General features: G+C 53.4%; 17 protein-coding genes and 1 riboswitch. Of the genes, 13 read left to right on the top strand and 4 right to left on the bottom strand.

Annotated features, from left to right (window positions below):
* Positions 1 to 9: 9 nt before the first annotated feature.
* From rutC to rutG, 5 genes are read left to right on the top strand one after another with little or no spacing between them, the layout of a single operon-like run.
* On the top strand, positions 10 to 396 hold the full coding sequence (gene rutC, locus SOM82_RS07650) for a pyrimidine utilization protein C (RefSeq protein WP_154129080.1): 387 nt from the start codon (positions 10 to 12) through the stop codon (positions 394 to 396).
* Positions 397 to 403: 7 nt separating this feature from the next.
* Entirely contained in the window at positions 404 to 1,204 is an 801-nt protein-coding gene (rutD, locus tag SOM82_RS07645; protein WP_320461154.1) for a pyrimidine utilization protein D, read from the top strand.
* A 9-nt stretch (positions 1,205 to 1,213) separates the two neighbouring features.
* Positions 1,214 to 1,804, top strand: a complete 591-nt coding sequence (locus tag SOM82_RS07640; protein ID WP_320461153.1) for a malonic semialdehyde reductase — start codon at positions 1,214 to 1,216, stop codon at positions 1,802 to 1,804.
* Between the two features lie 9 nt (positions 1,805 to 1,813).
* On the top strand, positions 1,814 to 2,308 hold the full coding sequence (gene rutF / locus SOM82_RS07635; RefSeq protein WP_320461211.1) for an NADH-dependent FMN reductase RutF: 495 nt from the start codon (positions 1,814 to 1,816) through the stop codon (positions 2,306 to 2,308).
* Positions 2,309 to 2,329: 21 nt separating this feature from the next.
* Positions 2,330 to 3,658, top strand: a complete 1,329-nt coding sequence (gene rutG / locus SOM82_RS07630; protein WP_320461152.1) for a pyrimidine utilization transport protein G — start codon at positions 2,330 to 2,332, stop codon at positions 3,656 to 3,658.
* Positions 3,659 to 3,751: 93 nt separating this feature from the next.
* Here the strand turns inward: rutG and SOM82_RS07625 are convergent, their stop codons facing one another.
* Together SOM82_RS07625 and SOM82_RS07620 are read right to left on the bottom strand one after the other, a co-directional pair.
* On the bottom strand, positions 3,752 to 4,657 hold the full coding sequence (locus SOM82_RS07625) for a DMT family transporter (RefSeq protein WP_320461151.1): 906 nt from the start codon (positions 4,655 to 4,657) through the stop codon (positions 3,752 to 3,754).
* 144 nt (positions 4,658 to 4,801) lie between these two features.
* Positions 4,802 to 4,975: a con-10 family general stress protein gene (locus SOM82_RS07620; RefSeq protein WP_154129074.1), complete on the bottom strand. Its 174-nt coding sequence runs from the start codon at positions 4,973 to 4,975 to the stop codon at positions 4,802 to 4,804.
* A 392-nt stretch (positions 4,976 to 5,367) separates the two neighbouring features.
* Here SOM82_RS07620 and wrbA point away from each other — a divergent pair, with 392 nt between their 5' ends.
* Together wrbA and SOM82_RS07610 are read left to right on the top strand one after the other, a co-directional pair.
* Positions 5,368 to 5,964, top strand: a complete 597-nt coding sequence (gene wrbA, locus SOM82_RS07615) for an NAD(P)H:quinone oxidoreductase (RefSeq protein ID WP_320461150.1) — start codon at positions 5,368 to 5,370, stop codon at positions 5,962 to 5,964.
* 19 nt (positions 5,965 to 5,983) lie between these two features.
* Complete coding sequence (locus SOM82_RS07610; protein ID WP_320461149.1) at positions 5,984 to 6,211, top strand: YccJ family protein; 228 nt, start codon at positions 5,984 to 5,986, stop codon at positions 6,209 to 6,211.
* 33 nt (positions 6,212 to 6,244) lie between these two features.
* Here the strand turns inward: SOM82_RS07610 and agp are convergent, their stop codons facing one another.
* Positions 6,245 to 7,486: a bifunctional glucose-1-phosphatase/inositol phosphatase gene (gene agp, locus SOM82_RS07605; protein ID WP_320461148.1), complete on the bottom strand. Its 1,242-nt coding sequence runs from the start codon at positions 7,484 to 7,486 to the stop codon at positions 6,245 to 6,247.
* 152 nt (positions 7,487 to 7,638) lie between these two features.
* On the opposite strand from agp, the gene SOM82_RS07600 reads away from it, so the two are divergent.
* Positions 7,639 to 8,079, top strand: coding sequence for a winged helix-turn-helix transcriptional regulator (locus SOM82_RS07600; RefSeq protein ID WP_320461147.1), 441 nt, complete (start codon positions 7,639 to 7,641; stop codon positions 8,077 to 8,079).
* Between the two features lie 160 nt (positions 8,080 to 8,239).
* The gene (locus SOM82_RS07595; RefSeq protein WP_320461146.1) at positions 8,240 to 9,034 is read left to right on the top strand and encodes an SDR family NAD(P)-dependent oxidoreductase; all 795 of its coding nucleotides are present in this window, start codon (positions 8,240 to 8,242) and stop codon (positions 9,032 to 9,034) included.
* Between the two features lie 29 nt (positions 9,035 to 9,063).
* Here the strand turns inward: SOM82_RS07595 and SOM82_RS07590 are convergent, their stop codons facing one another.
* Complete coding sequence (locus SOM82_RS07590) at positions 9,064 to 9,567, bottom strand: DedA family protein (RefSeq protein ID WP_320461145.1); 504 nt, start codon at positions 9,565 to 9,567, stop codon at positions 9,064 to 9,066.
* Between the two features lie 158 nt (positions 9,568 to 9,725).
* Positions 9,726 to 9,895, top strand: a riboswitch (M-box (ykoK) riboswitch).
* Positions 9,896 to 9,955: 60 nt separating this feature from the next.
* Between SOM82_RS07590 and SOM82_RS07585 the strand changes: the two genes are divergently transcribed.
* From SOM82_RS07585 to SOM82_RS07570, 4 genes are all read left to right on the top strand, one after another.
* A complete protein-coding gene (locus tag SOM82_RS07585; protein WP_320461144.1) occupies positions 9,956 to 10,957 on the top strand; it encodes a magnesium transporter in 1,002 nt (333 codons plus the stop codon).
* Positions 10,958 to 12,177: 1,220 nt separating this feature from the next.
* Positions 12,178 to 13,488: a condensation domain-containing protein gene (locus tag SOM82_RS07580; RefSeq protein ID WP_320461143.1), complete on the top strand. Its 1,311-nt coding sequence runs from the start codon at positions 12,178 to 12,180 to the stop codon at positions 13,486 to 13,488.
* A gap of 67 nt (positions 13,489 to 13,555) precedes the next feature.
* A complete protein-coding gene (locus SOM82_RS07575) occupies positions 13,556 to 14,296 on the top strand; it encodes an SDR family oxidoreductase (protein WP_154127898.1) in 741 nt (246 codons plus the stop codon).
* A 36-nt stretch (positions 14,297 to 14,332) separates the two neighbouring features.
* Positions 14,333 to 16,024, top strand: a complete 1,692-nt coding sequence (locus tag SOM82_RS07570) for a thiamine pyrophosphate-binding protein (RefSeq protein ID WP_320461142.1) — start codon at positions 14,333 to 14,335, stop codon at positions 16,022 to 16,024.
* Positions 16,025 to 16,296: the final 272 nt, after the last annotated feature.

Genomic DNA, 16,296 nt, shown 5'->3' with positions numbered 1-16,296 from the left:
AGAAACTGCATGCCGAAATCCGTGATCATTCCCGCTGGCACCAGCACGCCGATTGCCCCTTTTGTGCCCGGCACGCTTGCCGATGGCGTGGTGTATGTCTCCGGCACGCTGCCATTCGATAAACACAATAACGTGGTCTACCCCGATGACCCAAAGGCGCAAACCCGCCATGTTCTCGAAACCATCAGGAGCGTTATCGAAACGGCGGGTGGCACGATGGAGGACGTGACCTTCAACAGCATCTTTATCACCGACTGGAAAAACTACGCCGCGATTAACGAGATCTACGCGGAGTTTTTCCCCGGCGATAAACCCGCGCGTTTTTGTATTCAGTGCGGGCTGGTGAAGCCAGAAGCTCTGGTTGAGATCGCCACCGTCGCACATATCGCGAAGTGAGGTTGCCATGAAAATATCGGTTTCACCGCCACCCTTCCCGCATGCGCCGGTTGTGGTACTGATCGCCGGACTGGGCGGAAGCGGCAGCTACTGGCTGCCACAGATTGCCGTCCTGGAGCAGGAGTACCAGGTCGTCTGCTATGACCAGCGCGGCACCGGGAATAACCCTGCCGACCTGCCGGAGGGCTACTCTCTGGCGCAGATGGCCGACGAACTGTTTCTGGCGCTGGCCGAAGCGGGAATCGACCGTTTCGCCGTGGTCGGCCATGCGCTGGGAGCGCTGGTGGGGCTGCAACTGGCGGTTGATCGCCCGCAAGCGGTGACCGCGCTGGTGTGCGTTAACGGCTGGCTGAAGCTGAATGCGCATACCCGCCGCTGCTTTCAAATCCGCGAACGTTTGCTGCACGCAGGCGGCGCGCAGGCCTGGGTGGAAGCGCAACCGTTGTTCCTCTATCCCGCTGACTGGATGGCGGCCCGGGCCCCGAGAATGGAGGCCGAAGAGGCGCTGGCTATTGCCCATTTCCAGGGAAAACACAATCTGCTGCGCAGGCTGACGGCCCTGAAGCAGGCTGATTTCAGCCGTCAGGTCGCGCGGATTCGCTGTCCGGTACAGGTTGTCTGCTCCGCCGACGATCTGCTGGTTCCCGCCGTCTGTTCGACCGAGCTTCATGCGGTACTGCCCGTGAGCCAAAAAGTGGTGATACGCCAGGGTGGACACGCCTGCAACGTCACCGATCCTGACACCTTCAATCCGCTGCTGCTCAACGGGCTTGCCAGCCTGCTGCATAGCCGCGAAACCGTTTTATAAGGGGCGTTGATGAACGAAGCGATTACTCCCGGTGCGATAAAAACGCTGTTTACCGAAGCGCGGACCCACAACGGCTGGCTAGAGACACCGGTCAGCGACGAGACGCTGCGCGAGATTTATGACCTGATGAAATGGGGACCGACATCTGCCAACTGTTCGCCCGCGAGAATAGTGTTCGTGCGCACTCGCGAAGGCAAAGAGAAACTTCGCCCGGCACTCTCCGGCGGTAATCTGGAAAAGACGCTGGCGGCTCCCGTCACGGCGATTATCGCCTGGGACAGCGAATTTTATGAACGCTTGCCGGAACTGTTTCCTCACGGCGACGCGCGGAGCTGGTTCACCTCCAGCCCAGAGCTTGCGCAGGAGACCGCTTTTCGCAACAGCTCGCTGCAGGCCGGATATCTGATCTTTGCCTGTCGCGCGCTGGGGCTGGATACCGGACCGATGTCGGGCTTTGACCGACAACGCGTGGACGACGCTTTTTTCACCGGCAGTAGCCTGAAGAGCAATCTGCTGATCAATATTGGCTATGGCGATGCCAGCAAACTCTACGGGCGACTGCCGCGTCTGAGCTTTGAAGACGCCTGCGGACTGGCATAAGGAGCGATGATGAGCCACCCGGATAAACAACTTTTTCGTGACGCCATGGCCTGCGTGGGCGCGGCGGTCAATATTATCACCACCGATGGCCCTGCCGGACAGGCGGGTTTTACCGCCAGCGCGGTGTGTAGCGTGACCGACTCTCCCCCCACGCTGCTGGTGTGCCTCAATCGCGGGGCCTCCGTCTGGCCCACGTTTAGCGAGAACCGCACTCTGTGCGTTAACACTCTCAGCGCAGGTCAGGAACCCTTGTCCAATCTCTTCGGCGGCAAAACGCCGATGGCTGAACGTTTTGCCGCGGCCAGCTGGCAGCCAGGTGCGACGGGCTGTCCACGCCTTGAAGACGCGCTGGCCTCGTTCGACTGCCGCATCAGCCAGGTGGTGAGCGTGGGGACACACGATATTCTGTTTTGCGAGATTGTTTCGATTACCCGCCACCCCGCGCCGCAGGGACTGGTGTGGTTTGACCGCGGCTATCACGCACTCCTGCGACCCGCCTGTTAACCCTCCTTAAGGAGACAGCTCATGGCCATGTTCGGTTTTCCCCACTGGCAGTTGAAATCGACCTCTACTGAAGACGGCGTGGTCGCGCCGGATGAGAGACTTCCGTTAGCCCAAACGGTGGTGATGGGCGTTCAGCACGCGGTCGCCATGTTTGGCGCAACGGTGCTGATGCCCATTTTAATGGGGCTGGATCCCAATCTGTCGATCCTGATGTCGGGGATCGGGACGCTGCTGTTCTTTATTATCACTGGCGGACGAGTGCCGAGTTATCTGGGTTCGAGCGCGGCCTTCGTCGGCGTGGTGATTGCTGCCACGGGCTTTAGCGGCCAGGGGATCAACCCCAATATGAGCGTAGCGCTGGGGGGGATTATCGTCTGCGGGTTGGTCTATACCCTGATCGGGTTTGCGGTCATGAAAATTGGCACCCGCTGGATCGAACGGCTGATGCCGCCGGTCGTCACCGGCGCGGTGGTGATGGCGATTGGCCTTAACCTCGCGCCCATCGCGGTCAAAGGCGTCTCTGGTTCCTCTTTTGACAGCTGGATGGCGGTGATGACGGTGCTGTGCATTGGGCTGGTGGCCGTTTTCACCCGGGGGATGATGCAACGGCTGCTGATTCTGGTCGGGCTGATTGCGGCATGTCTGCTGTATGCCCTGATAACCAGCGTCTTTGGGCTGGGCAAGCCGGTGGATTTTACGCTGGTGCAGAGCGCTGCCTGGTTTGGTCTGCCCCACTTCACCTCTCCGACGTTTAGCGGACAAGCCATCATGCTGATTGCACCGGTCGCCGTGATTCTGGTTGCGGAGAACTTAGGCCATCTGAAAGCCGTCGCCGGAATGACCGGGCGCAATATGGATCCCTATATGGGCCGTGCCTTTGTCGGTGACGGGCTGGCGACGATGCTTTCAGGCTCGGTGGGCGGTAGCGGCGTCACCACCTATGCCGAAAATATCGGCGTGATGGCCGTCACCAAAGTGTATTCCACACTGGTGTTTGTCGCCGCAGCGGTGATTGCCCTGCTGCTGGGCTTTTCGCCAAAATTCGGCGCGCTTATCCACACCATCCCGGCTCCGGTGATCGGCGGCGCGTCAATTGTGGTATTTGGACTGATTGCGGTGGCAGGCGCACGCATCTGGGTGCAGAACCGTGTGGATCTCAGCCAGAACGGCAATCTGATTATGGTCGCTGTCACGCTGGTGCTCGGGGCGGGTGATTTTGCGCTGAGGATCGGTGGCTTTACGCTCGGAGGGATCGGCACAGCGACCTTTGGCGCAATTTTGCTGAATGCGCTGCTGAGCCGGCGCACGGCTGAGGTTACTCAGGCTGAAGTGGTGCGTCAGGATTCCTGACAGAAGGTTTGTGCCGGGTAATGGCGCGTCGCCTTACCCGGCACAGGATAGCGCTGGCAGAGTGAATGGCCGCGCTTCAGATGCAATACCGCGTTATTCGAGGGTCAGATCGGCCGCTTCACGACGTCTCTTTTTTAGCTTTAACTCACTGACCAGCACACCCAGCACGATAAACGCCGCACCTAACAGGGCCAGCAGCGGTAAGCGCTCTCCGGCCAGACGGCCAAAAATGCCCGCCCAGACGGGCTCTCCGGTGTAGATGACCGTGGCGCGCGTCGGTGAAACGCTGCGCTGCGCCCAGTTCATCGTCACCTGAATAATGGCGCTAAAAATACCCAGACCCAGCGCCACCACCACCAGCCCCGTGGACATCGGCGGGACAGATTCTCCCGCAGGAACCATCGCCGCAAATGCCACCAGCGATGCTGTCGCCAGCTGGACCACGGTCACGCGCTTGACGTCGACTTTTCCGGCCCAGGCGCTGATTAAAATAATCTCTGCTGCAATCGCCACCGCACCGATAAGCGTGATGATCTCTCCAGGCCCCATGGCCAGAAGATTGTCACCCGGACCGGCAAGCAGGATCAGACCGATAAAGGCCAGCACGATACCGACGCAGGACATCAGCCCCGGCATTCTGCCCAAACACAGCCATTGCAACAGCGGAACCAGCGGCACATACATCGCGGTGATAAACGCCGATTTGCTGCTGGGGATGGTCTGTAATCCCCAGGTTTGCAGGCTATAGCCCATCGCAATCGACACGCCGATCGCCATTCCGGCGAGCAGCTCTTTACGCGTGAGTCCAGGCAACGTTTTCAGGGAAATCAGCGCTACCGCCACAGCCGCAGTGGCAAAGCGCAGCCCAACGAAGAAAAACGGATCGCTTAAAGTGACCGCGTACTGGACAGCGAGAAACGTCCCGCCCCAAAACATGGTGATTAAAATCAGGATCGCTTCCTGAGGTTTTATCGAAAAGGCATAGCGAGAGAGAGACATGGGATACCAACAACCAGAGACAATCCGCTAGTGTGCGATGCCTTTGATGGCAGTTCAACGTTGGCGCAATAAAAAACCGCCGGGAGACCCGGCGGCAGGGGGATATTTCAGGGATATAACACTGAAATGGGGGGAAGTGACACGCTAATTCTTGTTACTCCCGTGACTGTTTTTGCCCCCTTTTTTGCCAGCTTCAGATGCGCGCTGCGGGTCATTCTTGAAGTTACCCCCGCTCTGCTGGCCACCTTTACGACCTGCTTCTGATGCTCTGTCACGGTCTTCAGCGAAATTACCTGACCCACCACGATGGTTTGCCATCTCTAACCTCCAGAGTGTGAAACATTAGACATCATATTGCATTCAGTAAAAGAGGATTCTTTCACCTGACGGTGCAAGGCCAGAGCCTTTAACTGCGCCGCGTGAAAGTAAGCTTAGTGGAATGAGTCCAGTCAGCCAGTAAACGGTAATATTCTGCAACATGAAATCAGCCAAACGTGTGAGATCGTTAAAACGAAACCAATAAGCTGCTCTTATCATTCAAAAAAGCCGTTTCCTTAAATATGTTTCATATTGCTACAAAGAAATCGCCTGAACATTTTGTTATAAATCAAAGAAATGGCTTTCAGATTTGCAGTCTGGCCATCAGGTCATATCTTTAAATGAACGCAGCGATTCGCTGGCGGGAATCCAAAATCGAGGAGTGATACAAGATGGCAAAAGTTCTGGTGCTCTATTATTCCATGTATGGACACATTGAAACCATGGCGCATGCCGTGGCGGAAGGCGCGAATAAAGTTGATGGTGTTGAGGTGGTGGTTAAACGCGTACCGGAAACCATGAACGCCGAGGCGTTTCTCAAAGCTGGCGGTAAAACACAGAATGCCCCGCAGGCAACCCCGCAAGAGCTGGCCGACTATGACGCCATCATCTTTGGTACACCGACCCGCTTCGGCAATATGTCAGGCCAGATGCGGACCTTCCTTGACCAGACCGGCGGACTTTGGGCATCGGGTGCCTTATTCGGCAAGCTCGCCAGCGTCTTCAGTTCAACCGGGACGGGCGGCGGTCAGGAACAGACGATCACCTCCACATGGACGACTCTTGCCCATCATGGAATGGTGATTGTCCCTATCGGATACGGCGCACAGGAGTTGTTTGACGTTTCGCAGGTGCGTGGCGGAACCCCTTACGGCGCGACCACCATTGCAGGCGGCGACGGCTCTCGTCAACCCAGCCAGGAAGAGCTGGCAATCGCCCGTTTCCAGGGTGAACATGTCGCCGGTCTCGCCAAAAAACTGAACAGCTAACCTCAACAGGAGGACAAGCATGCCAACTCAAGAATCGAAAGCTCATCACGTCGGTGAGTGGGCCAGTTTACGTAATACCTCTCCGGAAATTGCCGAAGCCATCTTCGAAGTCGCGAAATATGACGAAAAACTGGCGGAGAAAATTTGGGAAGAAGGAAATGATGAAGTGCTGATCCGGGCCTTCGACAAAACAGACAAAGACTCGCTTTTTTGGGGCGAGCAAACCATCGAACGCAAAAACGTCTGACCGTTCCCCCCGCCTGCGCGGGGGGTTTACCCTTTATTTTGCGGCGTCATTCATCAGCGTATTGAATTTATCAATCGGGCAGAACCCGTTCGCATCAATTGGACAGCCTTTCAGCTCCAGCGTAACGCGCTGGGCCGGCGCTTTCAGTGACAGCACATCGGCATTACGCAGCTGCTCCGCGCTTTGGTAGACGTACTCAATTTTCATCAGTTCACGATTCGCACTCTTATCATGCCAGCGCTGGAAGACAATTTTGCCGCCAATCGGCGTGCGTTCGTGCTGGTCATGCAGCTGATACGGCTTAAAGTCCAGCGCAGTGAGCAGCGAGGCGATATTCGAATCATGTCCCACCAGCACCGTGATTTTTGGGGCTTTGGCCTGATCGGTGACCAGCGCGTTATCAATATACTTCACCAGCGGTTTGGCAACGTTGCGCGCCACGTCGGTGGAGGTGAAGAGAGAGTCCTGATAACCATTTTTCAGCTGCGACAGCACGCGCCACTGCTGATCGGTTTTGATCTGTCCCCAGGCCACCTGATCGAGCGGGAATCCTTCGTAGTACTGCAGAGTAAAGGCGTCCACCAAAGAGTTGCCCACTTTTAACGGACCGGAAACGCCCGGCTCTTTTTCATATTCGGCGGTGAAGGTGTCTTTAGCCTCCGTCAGAGAACAGACTTTTTTCTCCTTACAGGCAGGCGAGTTCGCGTAGTCGGTCATTTGCTCCAGTAGCTTGTAGCTCTCATCAAGCTTCATTTTCTGGCGCTCTGTTTCCATCGCTTTGACGGCCTGCTCGCGGAAAGCGGGCGAGTTATCGGTGATGACCGGATTAAAGGTCGGGTCCATAGTCCCCATTTTTTCCCGATGGTGTACCGGGATATCGCAGCCGGGGAAAGCGCCAGTGATGAAGAATTGTGCCGTGGCGACGGTGCGCTGCAGGCTATTGGCATAGGTATAGACCGCGTCAGCCGGTGGGCATTCGCCGGTGGTGACCATCCCCTGCTCTGCCAGCCATTCACGAATGTAATGGCCCATGTACACCTCAAGGACACCGCCTTTGGTGGTGAGCTGTCCGCCAGGCACTTCCCATTCTGGCCATTGATGAGGAGTGGACTGCTGCAGAACGCTGCCGTTGTTACCCAGCGGCGCGCGCAGGTTATGGCGGCTCATGATCAACACCTGTTGCAGCTGATAGCCTTCCGGAGCAGGTTGTGCCTGCACGCCGGAGGTCATCATTACGGTCCCAGCCACCGCAATTGCGAGTAGTGCTTTTTTCATCCCTTATACCTCTCGTCTTGTTATGGTCGATGTGAGTGTGACAGATTCATGACAGATTTCCGGGAACCATTTCTCAAACTTATAGATATCTCTTTTTACTTACACGAACGAAAATTGGTTTTATAATAAAACTATCAATCTGAGGAGCCATTGTGAAACGAACCCGTCTTGAAGAAAGCACCTGCCCTGTTGCCCGCTCGCTCGATATTATAGGCGACTGGTGGTCATTGCTGATTGTGCGCGACGCCCTGCGCGGTCTTAAGCGTTTCGGCGAATTCCAGAAAAGCCTCGGGATCGCTAAAAATATGCTCGCCACGCGCCTGAAACAGCTGGTTGAGGAAGGCATTCTGGTTTTGCGACCCGCATCTGACGGCAGCGCCTGGCAGGAGTATGTTCTCACTGAAAAGGGTCGCGCTCTGCAAACGGTACTGGTGGCGTTATCGCAGTGGGGCAACAATTATTTGTTCGCGGAGAACGAATTCGGCAGCGTACTGGTTGACGCGCAGCACCGTAAGCCACTCCAGAGGCTGGCTTTGATCGCTGATGATGGCCGCGAGCTGGCACCGGAAGACGTTATTCCTGAACGCCCTTAATTCAGCAATATCAGCTAATTAGCACTCGCCCCGCAGCAGACCGCCTCGCAGAATAAAAAAATCCTCGTCGTAATGGTTGCATTATAAAACCAAATAACACACAGTTAATTAAGTTTCATATTGAAACCATTTAATTCACTTTACTATGAGGTTATTCACCATGACTCACCCACTCTCTACCGCGTTGATTACAGGGGCTTCATCCGGGATTGGCGCCGTGTATGCCGATCGTCTGGCGGCACGCGGATTTAACCTGGTACTGGTTGCGCGTCGCGAAGCGCGTTTGAACGCGTTGGCCGATCAACTGCGTGAACGTCATGGTGTGACGGTCTCGATTCTGGTCGCCGACCTGACGCAAGAAACCGGGATCCGCGCCGTGGAAGAGGTTTTACAGCGTGATACGGCAATCGACACGCTGGTCAATAACGCGGGGACGGCACAAATGGCGCCTTTCCTGGCCGGTGATGTGGCCGGGCATCAGGCGATCAACACGCTGAATACCACCGCGCTGATGCGTCTGACCTACGCTATTTTGCCGCGTCTTGCGCAAAATAATCGCGGTACGCTGATCAATATCGCCTCGGTACTGTCATTCCACGCCCGCGCAGGCAGTGCGCTGTACAGCGCCACCAAAGCATGGGTGCTGAATTTTACCCGCGGTTTGCAGGAAGAGTTTGCCGAAAGCGGCGTGCGTATCCAGGCCGTATTACCGGCGGCAACCGCCACCGAAATTTGGGAAATCTCGGGCGTACCGATGGATGCTCTGCCCGCTGGCTCAGTGATGACCACAGACAATTTGGTTGACGCGGCGCTGGCCGGGCTCGATCAGGGCGAGCTGATTACGATCCCGCCGATGCATGACGTCCAGCTATGGGATCGCTATGAGGAGGCGCGCCTGGCGCTGTTTGGCAGTGCCCGCACCGGTGAACCGGCCCCGCGCTACTTAACACGCTAATTTAGCGCTCCAGCTGGTCGCCGTACTATTCACAAGGCGCTGATGCCGGCCACCGCGCCGACATACAGCGCCGCCCAGACGGCGGCAGAGATCAGACTCACCGCGTAAACCTTGCCGGCATTCACTCTGAGCATCCCCGCCGCCAGCGGTACGATGTAGCGCAGCACCGCCAGAAAACGGGCCGTGAACAATACCGCCACGCTGTTTTTCGCTAACTGATGCTGGATGCCTAAAAAGCGATCCGCATGTTTCGCACTCAGGCGCATCATCAGCCGCGTATTGCCCATCAGCTGCCCGAGATGGTAGTTCAACACTGAGCCGCACGTCGCGCCCGTCACCACGGCAAGCCAGGCCAGCGCAGGCGAAAGCGTTGTCTGACTCACGGAGATCCCGCCCAGCAACATCAGCGAGGCGGGCGGAAGAATGGAGGAGACAAAAACCGTTGATTTGCAGAACGCCATTACCGCCAGCAAGGCGAACAGCTGCGCCGGATAGTGTGCAAAATGATTAAGCAAATTATTGAGCCATTCCATTGCTACGCCTCTCTGGAAAGGTGAATCTGCTATTTAAAATGAAATGAATTAAATAAAACCTCAACGCTGATTAACTATATTTAATCTAAACCGCTCATCAACATGACAGATATTTCCAAGCAGCATTTAAAAACTGGCGTATTATTCCTTCCGCTTTACTACGATCTCGTTATGGCGAGGCTCCTGTACAAATACACGTTATCGCTCTGGTGGTTTCGAGAGAAACAACATAGGGTAAAACAGGCACTGTCGAATCAAGGCTTTGTCAGTATAACTTCCCTTCGGGGATACGGTGTACAGTGCTGAACCCAGGACGTGGGGATCTCCTCTTCGACATGCCCTGTCTTGCTCGCCCCTGAGAGATATTTATATTCAAAGGGAATTCACTATGTCTTACACCATCCATAATTCACTTCCGGCATTTAATGACAGCGCTATCGCGCAATATATGAATACGGATTTTATTGTCCTCGACGCGTCATTATGTGTCGCGCTGGCGCGTGAACAATTCTTCGCACAATTAAAAGATGACAATATTCCCACGCATATTTTTATTGAAGATAATGGCCGGCTGGCCGGAATGATTTCGGTCAGAACGTTATTACAGGAAGCCAATACCGTCCAGGCCGTTAGCGCGCTGATGGTTTCTCAGTTTTTGCAGGTTAAACCCGACGATGAGCGCGCAGACGTGGCCGCCCTGCTGAGCCATGCGGGTGTTGACGTGGTACCGGTTGTCACCCATGGGAAACTGGTGGGTTGTCTCACCGAACGTGAAATTGCGCATTTGCTGGAAGACGACGTGACGGAAGATGCGCAGCGCCAGGGGGCAACGCTGCCTCTGGAACGGCCTTATCTCGAAACCAGCGCTGTGCAGCTGTGGAAAAAACGTGCCGTCTGGCTGCTGCTGCTGTTCGTCGCAGAGGCCTACACCAGCACCGTGCTTCAGCATTTTGAAGAGGCTCTCGAATCCGCTATCGCACTGGCGTTCTTTATTCCGTTGCTGATCGGCACCGGCGGCAACAGCGGCACGCAGATTACCTCAACGCTGGTCCGGGCGATGGCGCTGGGCGAAGTGGGGCTGAAAGATCTGGGGCGCGTGCTGCGTAAAGAGATGACCACCTCGGTGATGATTGCCGTTACGCTCGGGCTGGCAGGCTGTGTACGGGCATGGATGATGGGAATTGGAATGGACATTACGCTTATCGTCAGCATGACGCTGGTGTGCATTACACTCTGGAGCGCCATTGTCTCGTCAGTGATCCCGATGGTGCTTAAACGCTGCGGCATCGATCCTGCCGTCGTTTCCGCGCCGTTTATCGCCACCTTTATCGACGGAACGGGCCTGATTATCTATTTCAAAATTGCACAGTACACGCTGGGTCTGGAGTGACAGGCTCGTAGCCTGAACAAAAAGCGTGGCGAGAGTCGGGAATGCGCCCCCGGCTCTCGCAAAATCCTTCGCCGTTTTTAGCCAGCCATTGTTGGTCCGGTTGCTTATTGACAAACGCCTGGAGCAAGCGCACGGAGATTCACTCGTGGCGAAACTGAAATCGCCTCAGGCAGACACAGCCTATCTTTGCCAGACAATTCCAAAAGACAATCAATGTAATTATCTCCATTGGCTGCAATCTATCTTCGCAATCTTATCTGCTCACTCCCTTTACATAATTTCAAGATATTTCTCCTTCTCTGTTTAACAGGCAAAAAAGCCTGGAGAAATGATAAAAAAATAAGCGATAACGATTATTTTTCTTTCAGCATTGACAACGCCATACAGAAAATAATTCTCGTGGTGTCTTATATGAAAGACATATTCGCTTTGATCATTTTTTTATATGGTATCACTCAGTCCAGGCGACTTGTTCGGGCACAACCGGAGAAATGACGTTCAATATCAGCACAATAGCTGTCAGAGCTAATTCAGCTAACACCACGGGCACACTTTATGGAGATGCTCCGACAAACACATTTACCGCTATATCGAAAGATATGCCATTAAACCGTGCAAATCTTTCACTGTGGCAGGGCATGTTTTTAACCCTGTTTCAGGTACCAGCAACCTGGCAAAGTTGCCAGCTCGCAATTTTGTTCAACCACTGAATGTGACTACCCATAGCAAACAACAGCAGCGATTGAAGTCGTCGCCGTTTCCATTTATGGCGGTCATTCTCCCGTCGTTGCGGACAATATTAATCAACGCATCTCAGCCGTATTCATTCCTGACGAGTTCCGCGACAGGTTTTCTCGCTCCCGCTGCCGAACACGATTTTTGTTGCAGCACGACAAGCGTGTCATTCTGTATCTACCTATAAGGTGTCAGTTTTAGTTATTCCTGACAATACAATATTTCAATATAAGAAAAACATATTACCTTGCCAATTGTTGTTCTAATGCCGGTTAACTATTTTTAGTTGCATACAATGACATTTCGTGTATTGTCATTTCACATCACCATTTCAGTCATGCATGTGTCTGCTGCTATCTAAATAATAACATTAAATTATTTATAATATGTCATTTCAATGACAGAGAAGACGCACAGAATATATTTTATAAGGATGACATTTATATCGGATACTTTCTATAGTAATCATATACTTGTGAGGACTTATGAATACAGATACTCAAAGCGGATCCTTTCTTCGGGCGCTTGGCCCACTGGAAAGCTATGCATGGCTAATCGATCCCATTAGCCCAAAACATTTCACAATAACCGCTGAGGTCACAGGCTCGACTTCTGTAGATGCCTGGGCCGCAGCACTTCATGCTGTACAATCGCGCCCCCCTTTAATTAACGCACGCGTGAATACTGACAGCAGCCAGCCTCTGCATTTTGTCTATGACTCCTCAGCTAAAATTCCACTGCGTGTTGTCAGGCTGGATAAATTAACCGATATTGAACAAGAGATTAAACGAGAATTCTCCGCCCCATTCGGTACCGGTGATATTCCTTTGCTCAGGGCGGCACTGCTTTACAGCGACACCCGCTGCGTCATTATCATGACTTCCCACCATTCAATTGCTGATGGTCTTTCACTCACCCATTTTATTCGTGACGTGCTGGATTCGCTGGCAGGTAAGGTGCTGGTTACCCTGCCCTTGCAGCCTACTGTTGAGGATATTTGCATTAAGGCTGACACGCCTGTAGCCAGTATTAATATTCCAACCGGGACTTCGACACCTGTACCCTATACCGAGCGCAGTCTGGCAAAACTCAACATCTTCAGACGCAGGCTCTCACCGGAGCTTTCTTCCGGCATTCGTCTGCGGGAAAAAAAAGAGAACACAACGGTACATGGCGCCCTGGCTGCCGCCTTCGCCCTTGCCTTCACCCGTACCTCAACCTCAACCTCAACCTCAACCTCAACCTCAACCTCAACCTCAACCTCAACCTCAACCTCAATCAATTCAAACACCCCCGTCCGTATCTGTACACCGATTGATGCACGCAAGTTTTTCGCTCTGGATTACGGGCTGAGCTTTTCTGTACTTTTCCCCACCTACGGCTACGACGCCCGCCTGACCACGAAATTCTGGGATCTGGCTCGCGCGGTGACGGATGATCTTCAGCCTGTTCGCACTCAGCAAGGCATGGCGACAGTGATTAATCAATTCCAGGATTTTATGAATAATCCTGAACTAAATAGACTCATTAACTTTGATAAACAAAGCTGTGCCCCGGATATTTTAATATCAAACCTGGGTGTTTTACCTTTTTCTTCTCAATTCGGCGAATTAACATTAGAATCGGTTTGGGGACCGAATGTATTAATAGGTACAGAAGGGGAGCAAACCATCGGTGTCGTCACATTGCATGATACTATTCATTTAATTCACACCAGCTATAAACCTTTACCTGAATTTTTAAATACCGCCGAAGAAATTTTAACTTCAGTCTTAGACGAAAAATTACCTGCCTAAAAAACAGTACAGTATGTTAATTCAGACGCTAACAACCTGATTTATTTAATTTATCAGAGGTGTATTTATGAGTCATCTAAACGAACGCGTTATTATTGTTACCGGAGCAAGCAGCGGAATTGGTGAGGCGATTGCTCTTTTTCTAGCTGAAAAAGGTGCAACGCTGGTCCTTGTTGCCCGGCGCCTGGAGCGTATTAATTCTCTTGTCGACCACATTACTCAAACCGGTGGAAAAGCGATAGCCATCAAAGCTGACGTCACAAAACTCAGCGAAGTTAACGTTGTCGTGAGCACCGCCGTTTCAAAATTTGAACGTGTGGATGTGCTTATTAACAACGCGGGCTACATGGCCATTGCTCCCTTAACCGCACTGAAAACAGATGAGTGGGAGCAAATGATTGATACCAATATCAAAGGCGTGCTTAACGGTATCGCTGCGGCGCTGCCGGTTTTTGAAAGCCAGAAAGCGGGCCATTTCATCAACGTCGCCTCGGTCGCGGGGATCAAGGTGCTAAGCCCCGGTGGCGCGGTTTATAGTGCGACAAAATTTGCCGTCAGAGCCCTTAGCGAAGGTTTGCGATATGAAGCAGGCAGCCATATCCGCACCACGCTGATATCCCCTGGTGCGGTTGAAAGCGACCTGCAGCACGGCAGTTCAGATCCCGAAAGCAAAGCGTTTCTGAATGAATTCTATAAGCAGGCGATCCCGGCTCAGGCTATTGCTAAAGCGGTCGCTTACGCTATAGAACAGCCTGAAGATGTTGATGTAAATGAGATAGTCATTCGCCCCACTCGTGAAGAATTCTGACGCCGTATCACGTTCCTATGAATAAGGTAACTGGCCATGAAAGCTATCAATACGTTGACGGATTTCGCGCTGCGTTCGGGTGCGGATATTCTGCTCGAAGTCCTTGAAAGTGAAGGTGTGGAGTATATTTTTGGTAATCCGGGAACCACTGAATTACCGCTTATTGATGCCCTGCTTCGCCACGACGATATTCATTATGTCCTGGCTTTACAGGAGAGCAGCGCGGTAGCCATTGCTGATGGGTATGCAAAAGCATCGGGCAAAACAGGTTTTCTGAATTTGCATACCGCCAGCGGGTTAGGTCACGGCATGGGTAACCTGATCAACTCAAGAATTATGAAAACCCCGCTTGTTGTGACGGTCGGACAGCAGGACACCCGGCACTACGTCCGCGAGCCGCTGCTCTATGATGACGTGGTGTCTATTGCCTCCCCGGTCGTGAAGTGGACAAAAGAAGTGACCAGCGCCGCGCAGCTTCCGGTCCTGGTCAGGCGGGCTTTTCACGATGCCAGCTATCCTCCGGCGGGTCCGGTCCTGTTGTCTCTGCCTATGGACGTGATGGAAGAGATGCACGATGCCAGCATTCTTGCCTCTTCGCGGGTGAATTATCACACCGTAGCCAGCTTGCTGGATGAACTGGCGATCGAGTTAAGTAACGTGCAGCCCGGTAAGCTGATGATGATTGCAGGCGACGAAATCCACAGTAGCCGGTCCACAGAAGAAACCGTTCTGGTGGCTGAAATGCTGGGGGCGCATGTCTATGGTTCGTCATGGCCGTTAAACCTGCCCTTCCCGCCTCATCATCCGCTCTGGCGAGGAAATATGCCGACCACGTCGCGGGATATTGCAAAAATCATTATGAACTACGACGCCGTCTTTATTCTGGGCGGCAAAAGTTTAATCACCATCCTCTACAGCGAAACCGAATCCATTCCGCAGGACTGTGTTGTCTATCAGCTCTCGTCGGATATGAACGAACTGGGCAGAACCTATCCCACCAGGCTGTCGCTGATGGGTGATATCAAAATTTCGCTTGAGCAACTATTACCTAAACTTGAACGCATCACCTCTCGCAAGAAAGAGATTTATCTGAAGCACCTTAACAAAGCGAAAAGTGAGCGTGAAAAAAATCAGCAGCAGCTTGAAGCTTACTTCGCCTCTGAATTTGCACACCCGGTTATTTCACCGCTGGTCGCCGCTCATGAAGTCCTTCGCGCTATCCCACCGGGCGTCACCATTGTTGATGAGGCTATTGCGACGACAAACCACATCAGAAAATTCATTTCAGATCAGCAGTACCAGCGCTATTACTTTATGCGCGGCGGTGGTCTGGGATGGGGAATGCCTGCTGCGGTGGGGCATTCTCTGGGGCTGGGGCGCGAGCCGGTGGTCTGTCTGGTGGGGGATGGCGCAGCCATGTATTCGCCGCAGGCGCTGTGGACCGCCGCGCATGAGGATCTCCCGGTGACCTTTATCGTCATGAATAATTTTGAGTACAACGTGTTAAAAAACTTTATGAAAAATCAGCCGTCTTACAGCTCCGTCGCCCTGGGAACCTTCATTGGAATGGATCTGGTGAATCCTTGCATTGATTTTCAGTCGCTGGCGGCGTCGATGGGGGTCCGGGCCTGCCGTGTAACCCAGGCGGCGGATGTCGCAGCGGCGGTCAGAACCGGCATAGCGAGCGGGAAGACGAATCTGATTGAGGTGGTCATCTCAGCGGGCTAGATGACTACGACGCCATTTACGGGAAGACCACGTACACAACCTAAAGCAACAAAGGGCCACCTTTCGGTAACCCTTTGTTTAAGACCACTGGCTACCTCTCAAACCCGAAGGAGGGGTGAGAGGGGAAGTGAATGGCATGAACACCCGCGATGCCGAATGTGACTGGCTTCTTGCCGTCTTCCCGAAAACGTCGGGCCCCGTCCTCCCACGCACTGGGCAAACTGGCAATCCAGGCTGCTCACGGCTGTTGCTGACAAGACGCGCTACCTTTA

Origin of the sequence: Lelliottia sp. CFBP8978 (assembly GCF_034046055.2) — a bacterium.
Lineage (GTDB): Bacteria > Pseudomonadota > Gammaproteobacteria > Enterobacterales > Enterobacteriaceae > Enterobacter.
Note: the sequence above shows the minus strand (reverse complement) of the source record. Positions and strands in the feature narration are given on the sequence as shown.